Below are 12,562 nucleotides of genomic sequence, written 5' to 3'. Positions count from 1 at the left end.
ACACCTCTCAGTAGGGGTGAACGGGCAGATCCAGCGCGCCCTTGCGCACCTGTTCGTACACGTCGTCAGGCGTGCACCACCAGGCGTCGTCATGCTGTTGAATGCATTGAATCAGGCGCTCCAACATCAGGAGCCTTGAGGGCCTGCCAATCAGCTGTGGATGCATGGTGAGAATGAAATGGCCGCCATACGCGCGCATGCCTTCCATCTCTGCGGTCCAGAGACTCAAGACCTTGTCCGGCGCCTCGATCACGCCCCCCACGGCAGGCTCCGCGGAGTAGGCAAATTGTTCCCAGTCATCCAACGCCCAACTGACCGGCAACTCTAGAAGTTGCCCTGGCTCGCCGCCTACCAGATAGGGACGGTCATCACCCATCAGGCTGCTATCGGTTCTGAACCCGAGCTCGACCAGTGAGCTGATGACATCCGGCGTGATTTCCCAAACCGGAGCACGATAGTGATTCACCTCGCGTCCAATGGTCCGCTCTAGCACTGCTTTGCTATCGCGGAGGATGCGCAGGTTCTGCTCTGGTGTTTGTTCGTCGACGCGTTCGTGGAAATAGCCATGACAGCCAATGCCATGCCCGGCTTCTGCGATTGCGCGAACGACATTTGGGTCCATCTCGGCGATCAAGGCCGGGATGTAGAACTGGGCACGGACGTCGTACTTCGCAAGTAGCTCGAGAATGCGGGGTACACCCACGCGACGGCCATAGGCGCCCATCGAGCGCAAGGTCAGCCGGCGCCCATCCAGGCTGGACGATTCCCATGCCGTTTCAGCATCCAGGTCAAAGCTCAGGGTTACAGCGAAACGTTTTCGATCAGGCCACATGGTCATGGGGAAACGATCCTTTGTGAAGGCGCCTTTCTGCGCAGTCGGTTGTAAGTGAGGACGACCGCACCGCTGGCGATGATGACGATGCCGCAGTACCAGGCGTGATAGAGATAGGCAGGGTCCGCAGGTTGGGCGCCTGCGGTGTAGGCGATGTAGGCGAGAGTCAGCAGCGCCAAGGCTGGCAAGCCGGACATTGCGAAGGCTTTACCAAGCGGCTGCTCGCGAAAGACCGCGAAGATGAAGCAGAGGATCATCGTGCCGTAGGAGATCATCATGGTGATCGACACCACATCGTAGTACCACTGCAAGTCGCTCACCGGTTTCGCCCAGATCATTGCCAACCCACAGACAGTGCCAATCACGGTCAGTCGCGCAGGAACCCGCCTCGGGTTTAACTTCTCCAGCGCCGCCGGCAACTCGCCATCGCGACTCATGCGATAGCCTGCGCGAACCCCAGCATTCAGCGAGATGTTCAAACAGTTGCAAGCTGACGTGATGATTACCAGGGTCGGTAACCAAAGCAGCCAGGAGGGCAGGTATAGCTGTGCAATGCTGCCGATTGCTTGTGCGCTGTCGGCGAACATGCCGGCGAGGGTGCTGGCAGGGACTGCCATTTTCCAGCCGATAGCTGCGATCGAGTAGATCACCAGCATTGCAGTCAGCGTCAGCAAGAATGACCGCTGGATGGTTCTCACGGGGGTTTTGGCCTCTTCAATGAAATTGATCGAAGAGTCGAACTGCGCGAGCATCCACATCCCAAATAACATGCCTGGGCCAATGGCCGTCCAGAAGCTGTCCAGTGACGAGGGCAGGTAGGAGCTCAGCACGCCTGCACTGGGTACTTGTGGATGGATGATGCCTGCCAAACCCAGACCCAAGAGCACTGCGAGTTCGAGGGCCAGCAAGCAGATGGCAACTTTGGCAGTAGCCTCAACACCCCTCAGATTCAGCACCATGAATACGAGGAGCATCGTGCTGGCCACGACCTGCCCGGTATGAGCTGAACCATCAAGGCCGAGGAGGCTTTGTGCGTATTGCGCCCCGACTAGCGCGCACATCGCGGTCACGCTGAAGCACATGATCACGTACGTCCAGCCAAGAATGGTGGCCGCTCCTGGTGTCAGATAGCGTTTGCTGAACACAAACACGCCACCTGCTGCAGGCGCCCTTCGAACCAGGTACACAAGGCTGAAGGCGATCACCATCATCGGGAAGAAGTACGCAGCGAGAATCGACAGTGGAGCCAGTTCTCCAGACAGCGTGTAAAGCAGGGGCATCGACGATACCCCGACCCACGCAGGACCATTGAAGGCTAGTGTGTTGGCACAGACGTTGAGCGTGCTCAAGCGTCCCTTGGACAGGGTGGTATCGATCTCTCGAACCTCACCCTGCCGGTCGTAACCGATGAAGTCGCTGAAGCTCATGATGGCTTCTCCTCGACTTAGGCGTGGTCAGCCAGAGCATCCGCGAGGATGCAGAGCAGTTCGAACATCATCGTTGCGCCGACGAGTGCTGTGGCGCCTCCCAGGTCAAACGGTGGGGAAACCTCAACGACGTCAGCACCGACCAGGTTCAAACCGCGCAGACCGCGGATCATTTGTTGGGCCTGCAGCGTTGTCATCCCGCCAATTTCTGGTGTGCCAGTTCCAGGTGCGAATGCCGGATCCAAGACATCTACGTCGAAGCTGATGTAGGTAGGATCGTCGCCAACCACTCGGCGAACCTCTGCCAGGGTGCCCTCCACACCGAGATCGCAGAACTCCTCCATGTGGATCACTCGGATCCCACACTCCTCAGCGAATGCTTCATCTTCGGCAGAGTAGATCGAGCCGCGAATGCCGATTTGCACGGTGCGTCGCGGGTCCAGCAGACCTTCTTCAATCGCTCGGCGGAAGGGCGTGCCATGGGTATAGGGGTTGTTGCCGAAATAACGATCATTGGTGTCGGAGTGAGCATCAAAATGCACCATACCGATTGGGCGGTGACGGGCGAGTGCACGGAAGATCGGCAAGGTGACCAGATGATCGCCGCCAACAGACAAGGGGATGACGCCAGCCTGGTGCAGTTTGCTGAAGAACCCTTCGATCTGCTTCAGCGAGTCGAGTAGGTCGATCGGGTTGACGGGCGCATCGCCTAGATCTCCGACGCGGACCAAGTCGTAGGGCGCGATGCGGCTCACGTGATGAACCTTGCGCATGAGGCTGGACATGTTCCGCACTTCACGAGGTCCATGGCGTGCGCCGGCACGGTTGGTGGTACCGCCATCCCAAGGTACACCTACCAAGCCAATACGAACCTGGGTCGGGTCTTCGAAGGCCGGTAGCCGCATGAACGTGGGGATGCCTGCGAAGCGTGGCACCAGGGCCGCATCAATAGGCTGTGGGTTTTTGTTAGTCATGTAGATCTCCACGTCGACCTATATTGGTCGACTTTTTATGTTTGTCATTAAGGAGCGAGTTACAGGTAAAACCGTTTGAGTAATAACGGCAGGCAAGGCAATAGCCCGGGAGGATGGGGCAATGCTGTATGCTTTCTTGTTGTTACTCTTTAGCCAGGCCAGAGTATGAATAGCTTGCGCTCAAATAAATCGCCAATTACGAAAGCTGGCTTATCCAAAAGTGAAAGTGAACCGTGGGCGGCGTAGCTATATCATTGATGGGCTGAGTGATGCCAAAGCAGGCGCTAGTGGCCTGCTTGTGCACATGCTGTTAAGTATTGGGGTGTGCCTGGGCAGGCATAGTCGACACGTTTCGTTTCGCAAAGATGTAATACACAACGCCGGGGATGATAAGCCCAATAATCCAGGAGATATCTACTCCGCCCATTTTCTCGACCAAGGGGCCGGTGTACAGGCTGGTCGAGATAAAGGGCATCTGGATCAGAACACCGAGGATGTAAGTGCCAATCCCCACCATGTTCCAGCGGCCATACTGCCCGTTGGGGTCGAACAAAGCGTTGAGGTTATATTGCTCCTTGTTGATGAAGTAGAAGTCAACAAGGTTAATCGCGCTCCATGGCGTGAAGAAGGCAAGCAGGAACAATATGAATGATTTGAAGGTTCCGATGAACGAATCCTCTCCGAGCAATGCCACCGTCGTGGATGCGCCGACGATGCACAACACAAAGCAAACCCTTTGAGCCGCGCTGATTGCCACATCGCCACGGAAACCGCTGATGACCGTGGCGGCGCACATGAAGCTGCCGTACGCGTTGAGTGTCGAGATGGTGAGCTTGCCAAATGCGATGCTGAAGTAGATCAGCGCTGCTGCCAGGCCCGTGCTGCCGAGCCCTACGATGACGGATACCTCATGACCAGCGAAGCTGGCCCCGGCCAACGCGGCTGCGAACACGCCAAGTACCATAGAAACTTGCGCGCCGATCACTGAGCCCAACCCGACAGCCAAAATGGTTTTGAGAGGCGATGTTTTGCTTGGAAGGTAGCGAGAGTAGTCCGCGACGTACGGGCCATACGCGATTTGCCATGAAGCCGAAAGCGACACGGCGAGCAGGAAGCTACCCCAGTCAAAGTGACGAATTGCCAGGAGCTGGCCGATATCATTGGTCATCGTCAGGCGGACAAACAGATAGCAGAACGCGATGACACCCACCACGCTCGCTGCGCGACCTGCGATGTGAATGAAGCGGTAGCCCATGATCGTCATGAGCATGGTCAGCCCAGCAAAAATCAGAATGCCGCCACTGTTGCTCACCCCAACCAATTGCGCCACGGCCTGGCCGGAGAGGATGGCGCCTGTAGCGTTGAAGCCCAGGTACATGAGGGCGACCAGCACGATAGGAATCGTTGCCCCGTATACGCCAAACTGGACTCGACTTGAGATCATCTGGGGCAGGCCGAGCTTCGGCCCTTGAGCGGCATGAAGGGCCATGACGGCGCCGCCAAATATCTGGCCGACCAACAGTCCGATCAGCGACCAGAACACGTCACCGCCCAGAACGACCGCAAGGGAGCCGGTCAACAGTGCGGTAATTTGCAGGTTGCAGCCGAGCCATAGCGTGAATTGGCTATAGAGGCTGCCATGTCGTTCTGATTCTGGAATAGGGTCGATAGAGCGTTTTTCAAGCAAAGCGGGCTGACGCGGTTCAACCGAAGAGGTGGGCATTTGCTATCTCCAAGGGACATTTAACTGTCCTCGTAATTTTTGTTGGCGTAAGAGATGGGCAGTAGCGAATTGAGCGAGGTACACGTTGTACTTATTGTGTGTTGCTACCAGTGAAGGTTATCCTCGAAAAAGGCAGCAGTATACGCTTAGTTGGTTAAGCCAGCTTTATGGTTCTGTTAACTGAAGGGGCGAAGAGGAGAGAAGGCCGGCTGCGCCATCGTCAACCGGTCTTACTAGTTATCGCAAAGGGGGGTGTGGTGCTTGGATCGCGGTGACCTCTAAAGGCCAGCGCCCCGAGTTAGAAACAGCCTCAAGGCAAAGCTCAACATCGTTCAGTGGCCAGCATACGAAGAATCCACCATCTATCAAGTCAGGATGCGAGAACTGCCACGTGCGTTCACTTTCCTGAGTAAAAGGTAAGATTGGTCTTTCACATTTTATGACTGTGAAGAAGCCTGAAGAAGTTACTTGGCGTTCTATCACTTCGCTAGAGCACTGCTCAAAGGCCTCTAGCATCTCGTTGAGAGCAGTTGTTTCCAGAGAGTCAAGATTCATCAGGGCCGCCTTATTTATCGTTATCAGCGCCTTAATTTATTCGAACTGTGAGGCTGGTCTTTTACTCGCCGTAGATGTCGAACTTGAAGTAATGATCTTGAATGGCTTTGTATTCGCCGTTTGCGCGGATGGCCGCTAGAGCCTGGTTGAAGCGGTCCGCTAACCCTTTGTCACCTTTGCGCACGGCGATACCTACACCCTCGCCAAAGTATTCAGGGTCTCTCAACGGTTCACCTGCGAACGCGTAGCCTTTGCCATTCGGGGTATCAAGGAACCCGATCTGCACAGCCACATCGTCACCTTGCACCGCATCCAGTCGCCCGGCAATCAGGTCCAGGTAGGCTTCATTCAGCGAGGCGTAGCGAATGACCTGTGCCCCGATCGGCGCCAGTACTTCTGTTGCGAAGCGGTCGTGAATGCCTGCTCGCTGCACGCCCACTCGTTTACCGGCCAGTCCTGAAAAATGGGTGCCCAGGTCGGCCCCTTCCTTCATCACGATTCGCCCGGCGGCTTGGTAGTAACGATTGGTGAAATCAACGGATTTTTTTCGCTCCTCGCTGATGGTCAGCGACGAGAGAATGGCGTCGATCTTCCTTACCTTCAATGAGGGGATCAGCCCATCGAACTCTTGTTCGACCCACTGACACTTGACCTGCATTTGCGCACACAGAGCATTGCCGATGTCGTAGTCGAAGCCAACGATCTCGCCGTTACCGGTTTTCGATGCAAAGGGCGGATAGGCGGCCTCGATGCCAATGCGCAAGCTATCGGCTGCGCCGGCGTGGGAGGCCAAGAAAAGCGCAAATGTTGAACTTGAGAAGAGGATGGAGAGTTTTTTTATTTTCATGACGTCACTCCAGCAGTAGTGCACACCGCGCCCTGAGAGCTGGGCGCGAGAGGGCGAAGGGAAGGGAGGATCAGCCTTGCATGCAGGCCAATGCACAGCTCGAAATCTGAGCGTCCTGGACGGCCACACCGGTCAGATCGACCAAGGTGATCTGATCGTCGTTTTCACGGCCACGCACTTTGCCTGCAAGCAGTGCACCCAGTTCAGCCAGTTGGCTTTCACCGATCAAGCCGGCCTTGAGTGCATGAGAAATCTCGCCGTATTGGCTGCACTGATAAATCGAGTCGACGATGATGCGGTCTGCCCGTGCGACGAGCGCGGCGTCGAGCTCCTGTTTGCCTGCAGCGTCGGCGCCGACAGCGGTGATGTGAGTGCCAGGCTGTACCCACTCGCTCATCAGCAAAGGTTCGCGGGAAGGGGTTGCGCTGACGATAAGGTTCGCGGCACGGGCAACATCAGCGGCGTTTTTGGTGGTCTGCACCTGATACCCCAGCTCGGTGGCGAAGGCCTTGTAGGCTTCGAGCTCGGGCTCACTGCGGCCCCATACGATGACCTTGCGGCACGTAGTAACAGCATCCAGTTGCTCCAGTTGCATCCGCGCCTGCATGCCGGTGCCGAGAATGCCGATAGCTTTGACGTTTTTGGGAGCCAGCAGACGGGCTGCGATACGGCCAGCCAATGCGGTGCGGATGCATGTCAGCCAACCTTCATCCTGCATCAGCGCGAGTGGCCGTCCAGTCCTAGCAGACAGCACCATCATCAGGCCGTCGTTGCTTTCCAGGCCTTTGGACGGATTGTCGTAGAAACCGGTCGAAATTTTCACGGTGAAGGTGTCGCTGCCTTCCACGTATGCCGACTTCACACAGCAGTCACCATTCGCAGCAGTGAACGCAAATGCTTGAACCGGTGGCACCTGAACCTTGCCGGCGGAGAAGGCAACGAAACCTTCTTCCAGGCGCTGTACTGCCTGTTCCAAGTTGAGTTGAGAGATGATTTGCTCTTTGCTAAAGACTTTCATTGAACTGCCCCAAGGAATTTTTCGAGAAGGATGTTGCGGCCGCAAATGACCACCGCGACACGCTTGCCCCGGTATTCCTCTGCCAGTTTTTGCATGCTGGCCACCGCGACGCCGGCAGCGCCCTCGATGATCCAGCGTTCGCAGCTAGCGACATCGCGCATCGCCGTTTTGATTTCTTCCTCACTGACCAGCACTGTCCGCGTCAGCAGGCTCTGGCAGAGGGGGAAGGTGATGCTGCCTGGCTCGATGCCACCGGCAGTGCCATCGGAAATGGTGTCGTCTTCTTCCATTTCGATGATTTCGCCAGCTTCGAGGGATTTCTGCAGGGTGGGGGCGTTAGCTGGCCAGCAACCAATGATGTCGATCTTCGGGTTCAGCGCGCGCAAGGCAGCCCCGATCCCGGAAATCATTCCGCCACCGCCAACGGCGACGAATACCGCATCCAGGTCCGGTGCCTGTTCGAAGAGCTCGATGCCGATCGTGCCTTGGCCCGCGATGATTTCTGGATCGTTGTAGGGCGACACGAAAGGCTTGCCTTGGATCTCGGCCTGACGAGCTGCTTCCAGCTCTACACTCAGCGGATCCATGTCGAGGCTGACGACTTCGGCACCAAGGGCCCGGATGGCATCCAGCTTGTACGGGGACGCAGAGGTGGTGGTATAGACCGTGACCGGTACCCCCAGCACTTTGCCGGCGAGTGCCAGACCTTGCCCGTGGTTCCCCGACGACGCAGTGATCACCCCAAGCTTGCGCTGCGCTTCAGGCAGTAACCGGATCTTGTTGCTGGCCCCGCGGAACTTGAAGGAGCCCGTGTGCTGAAGGTGCTCACATTTGAGGAAAACCTCGCATCCTGTCATGGCGGACAGGCGTGCGCTGTGGGCAAGCGGTGTGACACTCACTGCCGGGCGCAGTGCTTGGTGCGCTTCGGCAATTGCCTCGTATAGCGAAAACAGGTATTTGGCGTCGACAGTCATTTTTTGACCCTTGGTAAATTCAGAAGTGATTGAGCAATTGACCGGCTTGTCGATTGGGCAGCGGTTCGGTACCGGCAAGCAGTGCAACGCGTTGGCCAGCTCGTACCAGCTTAAAGAGCGGTTGAACCACGAGAACACCATCTACATCGCTGTGAATGGGCGTTCTCGGGGTGCCGATCGAGGCGTCGATCGGCACGAGCTCGGCGATCGCTTCGCCCTTCGAGACGCTGTCCCCGGGACGTTTTTTCCATGCCAGCAAACCATGCCCTGGTGAGGGCAGATGGCTTGCGCCCTCGAGTGGGTAAACTTGAGGTGAGCGTTTCACAAGCGGCTGATCGTCGAGTCGCAAAAGCCCCTCGCTTGCCAGGAAACTCAGAATTCCTTTCGCGTCCTCCTGGGCTAATTCGTCGTCCACATCTGCTTGCCCACGAAGCTCGATGCTGGCGGCGAAAAGACGCTCTTCCTGGGGGCTCAAACCTTGGTCGATGAGCCAATTCCATGGGCGGTTGCACGACTCATCGAATGGTTGGCCACCCGCTGAATGCTCGAGAAAGACAACATCGATGTTCATGCAGGCAGCAAGTCTCGTTGCCCGTTCACGTTGGGCCTCATTCGCATACAGGTGCAGTACACCTGCAGTATCGCAATGCAGATCCAGCACGATGTCATGCTGGAGTGCTTCACTCAGGAGTGCTTTGCGCAGCGCACCGACGGTGTCCGTGGCCGGCAGTGCGGCAATCGCGGCCTGTAACTTCTGTTCCGGCACAACAGCACTGCTGTCGATGTGCTGAGCTTCCAGCAACGGGATGAGATCTGGAAAATTGCGATTGAAGTTTTCACCGTTGGCCAGGTTGAAGCGGCCGGTCCAGAACCCGAGTACGTTTTGTGTCATTCCCACTGGATTAGCGAATGGACAGATCACGATCTTGCCCAGGATTCGACCTTCCTGGTGCAGGTCAACCAGCATTTCCTGCAGATGCCAAAGAGCAAGCAGCCCTGGATGCTCGTCAGCATGAAGGCCGGCTTGGATATAGGCACTACGGGCAGATTCCTGTCCGGTGAATTCATGGGTGAGCAGGCGGACCATATTACCGGGGCCGAGGGGGGGCAGGTCCGTGAAGCGAGTCTGAATCGACATCATGCAAGGCTCTGTCGTGGAATATAAATCTACGGTAGACCTATTATCTATTTTCGACAAGACCCTTCAGGCGCTCGGATTCCCAATTTACGCCGGTCCCGACTCAGATTCGGGTGAGCTAGTACCGTCTAAATCAGTACTTTCACGGTGCTCAAGCAAAAAAACGGCAACGCGTGGAGGAAAAGTCTCTAATGGATATTTTTATGTCTACCCCAGTAGCATCCGCCTTCCGTAAACAGCACAGTGGAGGATGCTGCTATGGACCTTTGCCCTGATTGTCATTATCGCGGTGTGGTGTTGGGCATGATTGTGGGCGAGGTACGTTGCCTAGCGCTGAAGCGCAAGGCCGGAGTGATGGCAGTCGGCTGAAGCGTCTTGCGCTACGGTTGAGAGTGGGGCCGACTAGTCAAAGGCGGATCTCGCGTGCGAGCGAGAGCTAGGCTCTCAGTTCCTTGAGGTACTTGTAGACGGTTGCCCGGCCCATGCTGAGGACGTTGGCCACGTAGTCCGCACCACTTCGGCCCTCGAATGCGCCTTGCGCGTGGAGGGCCTCAACGAGGGTGCGCTTATCTTTCATTTTCAGTGTGCGCAATGACAGATTTCGTTCTTTGAGCCAGCTGTGTAAGAACGTGTTTATCCGTTCCTGCCAATCATCTTTGAACAGCGAGTCGGGTTGCGGGATCAAGCGGCTGACCTGGAAGAATGCATCTAGCGCTTCACGTGCTTGGTCCAATACCGAGAAATTCAGATTGATGCAGAGGAGATATTCGGCCTCTCCGTGCTGATCATACAAAACGCTGGTGATCGAGCGGATTTTCTGACCATCCCAATTGACCTTCTCATACGGGCCAATGCTAGCGGAGCTACGAAAATCCCCAAGTTCTTGGTCAAGTGCCGAATCATCTCCCAGCTGCCGCTTGGAGAAATTGTTGGCTATGTGAACGACGGTTTGGCTTTCAACCTCATGGACGATTACTTCCGCATGAGGGAAGAGCAGCAGCGCAATGCTGTCAGCGATCGCTTTGTAGTTCTCTATCTTCATCATCTGGAAAGGTTGATTTTTTGAATGTGTAGTCTGCTAGGCAGAGGAGCGCTTTGAGCGCGTGGCAATTTTTTCCATGGTGGACTGAAAAGGTACCGCTTTCAAGAGTGCTCGGCGGTTGTGCCGTTCTCGCTCTGGTGCGTAATGGTTGAGACCCCCAAAAATTAAACTAAATTCGAGAGGGCGGCATGCAGATTCGCGGTGTGTGTTTTGGAAATGGGCTGATCCAACGCTCCACTCAAGGCCTGGGGGAGGTGTGGGCGCTTCCCCCTAATCCTGTCTGTGCGTCTGGGCCTGCGGCCCACTCTGTTAGCCACGCGATCTGTATTGGCCGAGTAATAGGGCAGATAGCTACCTGGCGTTCGAGCTAGCCACTCCAACTCCGCGTCAACTGCCACACGCCAGTGGGCTTGTAGGGTTCCATACTGATAACCGCCCGCGGCCCCGCGCGTAGAACAACCGCAGACGTCACAGGTCACGTCAATGACGGCCTCAACCTCGACCAGCCCGGTAATTTTCACTGTGAATTCCTAGATAAATGGCCTCGAGCCATGTGGGACGGCAAGCTGGTGGTCGACGACTGGGCAATCCAGGCTTAACCGCGGTCGCGCATGCCGATGCGCTTCACCGAATTCGCGCGCTCCTGATCATGCGCGTGATAATAGGTGTTCTGGGTCGTACTGAGGTTGCTGTGCCGCAGGTCTTCCTGCAGGTCTTTAGGATTGCGCAGCGGCGCGTCAAACGTGGCCGAGGTGTGTCGCAGCCAGTGCGCAGACGCACAGCGCAGACTCTCCATCTCATGGTTCGCGCGGCCTTCGCTGCGCATCTTCTCTACGGCTTTATCAAAAACAGCCTGGAGGAGGGCGCGGATCTGTCGGTCAGACAAACCTGCGCGCCCCTTGAGTGTTTTGATCAGCGGCGTACTTTCCCCGGGATGAGGTAATTCGGAAAGCCCCAGGAATCGGCGATAACGTTTCAAATAGCGCTCTACGTAAATATCGCGCACGGCAATCTTGGCCGCCTTGTTGCCTTTACCCACCGTAAAGTACCACCAGTTGCCTTCATCATCTAAGCGAAAGTCTCCCATGGTGGGCTTCCAATTCTTTCGACCGGCGAGGTCTGAAACCCGCAGGTACATGGCGAACAGCGTGGCAACAATAAACAAGGTTCGCTCATGCCGCTGCGGCTCGGCGTTCGCCATCTCCTCAACGGTATCCAGGACAAAGTCCCACTGCAGCGGCGTGAGCGCCCGTGAAGACGCAACTTCAAGTTCTTGCGTAGAAAATCGGTTGCCTTTCTTGAGGAGGCGAAACGGATTCGTTTGGGCGAAGCCGTCTTCAATGAGAAATTCATAGAACCGGCTGCAGACGGTAAACACTTGGTTTAACGTGCCATTCGCCGCTTGATAGTGCTGGGCACTGGGAAGTTCTGTGGCCGTCGCCTTGCGAGACTTAATGTTGAAAGGATGCCATTTCGGATTAGGGATCCAGCCATCACGAGCATCCATCGCTGCCGGGTTGTTCAGGAAGCGGCTGCGGGTCACCGGACCCACCCAGTCAGCCGGCGGGTTTCGACAGAAATCCAGATAATCTTGCGCACAAAAAGGAAGCGACGCAGGCGAGTGATGAGCCCAGCAAACTGAAGTCTTGCTCGATGAAGTTATCGTAGGTTTCGAACAAGGGTGTGGGTGCGCGCGCCATGGAATACCAGCCAGAATTTTGAAGACAATAGACTTCCAGTTATGACAGTAATCGGAAGTTTCAACCTTTTGAGAACAAAAAGCGTCGAATCACTGATGGTAACGACAAGCCTAGCTAGGCGCAACATGAGAGTGCTGTGACTGGATCAATGACAGATGTCTTGCCGCGCTCCTTCCGGTTTAGGCAAATACGCTCATCAAGCGCTCTTAAATTTGGAGACTTTCCTACGCTCCCTAACTAATATAAAACCTGCACAAACATCCTCAATACCATACTTGAACGCAGCAGCGGTGCTGGTGGAAAGTCGCCTTATTAATTCCAAGGCATGGGAA

General features: G+C 56.0%; 11 protein-coding genes. All 11 read right to left on the bottom strand.

Annotated features, from left to right (window positions below):
- Positions 1-7: 7 nt before the first annotated feature.
- Positions 8-838: a polysaccharide deacetylase gene (locus OO306_RS02560; RefSeq protein WP_265967574.1), complete on the bottom strand. Its 831-nt coding sequence runs from the start codon at positions 836-838 to the stop codon at positions 8-10.
- Positions 835-2,259 (bottom strand): APC family permease, encoded by a 1,425-nt coding sequence (locus OO306_RS02555; protein WP_265967573.1) that lies wholly within the window; start codon positions 2,257-2,259, stop codon positions 835-837. The genes OO306_RS02560 and OO306_RS02555 overlap by 4 nt, the downstream gene beginning before the upstream one ends.
- 17 nt (positions 2,260-2,276) lie before the next feature.
- A complete protein-coding gene (speB, locus tag OO306_RS02550; protein WP_086976113.1) occupies positions 2,277-3,233 on the bottom strand; it encodes an agmatinase in 957 nt (318 codons plus the stop codon).
- 310 nt (positions 3,234-3,543) lie between these two features.
- Positions 3,544-4,956 (bottom strand): cytosine permease, encoded by a 1,413-nt coding sequence (locus tag OO306_RS02545; RefSeq protein ID WP_265967572.1) that lies wholly within the window; start codon positions 4,954-4,956, stop codon positions 3,544-3,546.
- Between the two features lie 237 nt (positions 4,957-5,193).
- Positions 5,194-5,511 (bottom strand): hypothetical protein, encoded by a 318-nt coding sequence (locus OO306_RS02540; protein WP_265967571.1) that lies wholly within the window; start codon positions 5,509-5,511, stop codon positions 5,194-5,196.
- 61 nt (positions 5,512-5,572) lie between these two features.
- Positions 5,573-6,352 (bottom strand): ABC transporter substrate-binding protein, encoded by a 780-nt coding sequence (locus tag OO306_RS02535; protein WP_265967666.1) that lies wholly within the window; start codon positions 6,350-6,352, stop codon positions 5,573-5,575.
- Between the two features lie 76 nt (positions 6,353-6,428).
- A complete protein-coding gene (locus OO306_RS02530; protein ID WP_265967665.1) occupies positions 6,429-7,376 on the bottom strand; it encodes an ornithine cyclodeaminase family protein in 948 nt (315 codons plus the stop codon).
- Complete coding sequence (locus OO306_RS02525; RefSeq protein WP_265967570.1) at positions 7,373-8,350, bottom strand: threonine/serine dehydratase; 978 nt, start codon at positions 8,348-8,350, stop codon at positions 7,373-7,375. The genes OO306_RS02530 and OO306_RS02525 overlap by 4 nt, the downstream gene beginning before the upstream one ends.
- A gap of 19 nt (positions 8,351-8,369) precedes the next feature.
- Positions 8,370-9,491: a succinylglutamate desuccinylase/aspartoacylase family protein gene (locus tag OO306_RS02520; RefSeq protein WP_265967569.1), complete on the bottom strand. Its 1,122-nt coding sequence runs from the start codon at positions 9,489-9,491 to the stop codon at positions 8,370-8,372.
- 433 nt (positions 9,492-9,924) lie between these two features.
- Entirely contained in the window at positions 9,925-10,530 is a 606-nt protein-coding gene (locus OO306_RS02515; RefSeq protein ID WP_265967664.1) for a transcriptional regulator, read from the bottom strand.
- A gap of 595 nt (positions 10,531-11,125) precedes the next feature.
- Positions 11,126-12,073: a site-specific integrase gene (locus OO306_RS02510; RefSeq protein ID WP_265967568.1), complete on the bottom strand. Its 948-nt coding sequence runs from the start codon at positions 12,071-12,073 to the stop codon at positions 11,126-11,128.
- Positions 12,074-12,562: the final 489 nt, after the last annotated feature.

The sequence above is a fragment of the Pseudomonas sp. DCB_AW genome, from assembly GCF_026240895.1.
In the GTDB taxonomy this organism is placed as follows: domain Bacteria; phylum Pseudomonadota; class Gammaproteobacteria; order Pseudomonadales; family Pseudomonadaceae; genus Aquipseudomonas; species Aquipseudomonas kermanshahensis.
This window is presented reverse-complemented; position numbering and strand designations above follow the sequence as displayed.

What these genes read in the sequence shown, in the direction of transcription:
- OO306_RS02560 (WP_265967574.1), bottom strand. Translation starts at nt 838, where the DNA reads ATGACCATGTGGCCTGATCGAAAACGTTTCGCTGTAACCCTGAGCTTT.
- OO306_RS02555 (WP_265967573.1), bottom strand. Translation starts at nt 2,259, where the DNA reads ATGAGCTTCAGCGACTTCATCGGTTACGACCGGCAGGGTGAGGTTCGA.
- speB (WP_086976113.1), bottom strand. Translation starts at nt 3,233, where the DNA reads ATGACTAACAAAAACCCACAGCCTATTGATGCGGCCCTGGTGCCACGC.
- OO306_RS02545 (WP_265967572.1), bottom strand. Translation starts at nt 4,956, where the DNA reads ATGCCCACCTCTTCGGTTGAACCGCGTCAGCCCGCTTTGCTTGAAAAA.
- OO306_RS02540 (WP_265967571.1), bottom strand. Translation starts at nt 5,511, where the DNA reads ATGAATCTTGACTCTCTGGAAACAACTGCTCTCAACGAGATGCTAGAG.
- OO306_RS02530 (WP_265967665.1), bottom strand. Translation starts at nt 7,376, where the DNA reads ATGAAAGTCTTTAGCAAAGAGCAAATCATCTCTCAACTCAACTTGGAA.
- OO306_RS02525 (WP_265967570.1), bottom strand. Translation starts at nt 8,350, where the DNA reads ATGACTGTCGACGCCAAATACCTGTTTTCGCTATACGAGGCAATTGCC.
- OO306_RS02520 (WP_265967569.1), bottom strand. Translation starts at nt 9,491, where the DNA reads ATGATGTCGATTCAGACTCGCTTCACGGACCTGCCCCCCCTCGGCCCC.
- OO306_RS02515 (WP_265967664.1), bottom strand. Translation starts at nt 10,530, where the DNA reads ATGAAGATAGAGAACTACAAAGCGATCGCTGACAGCATTGCGCTGCTG.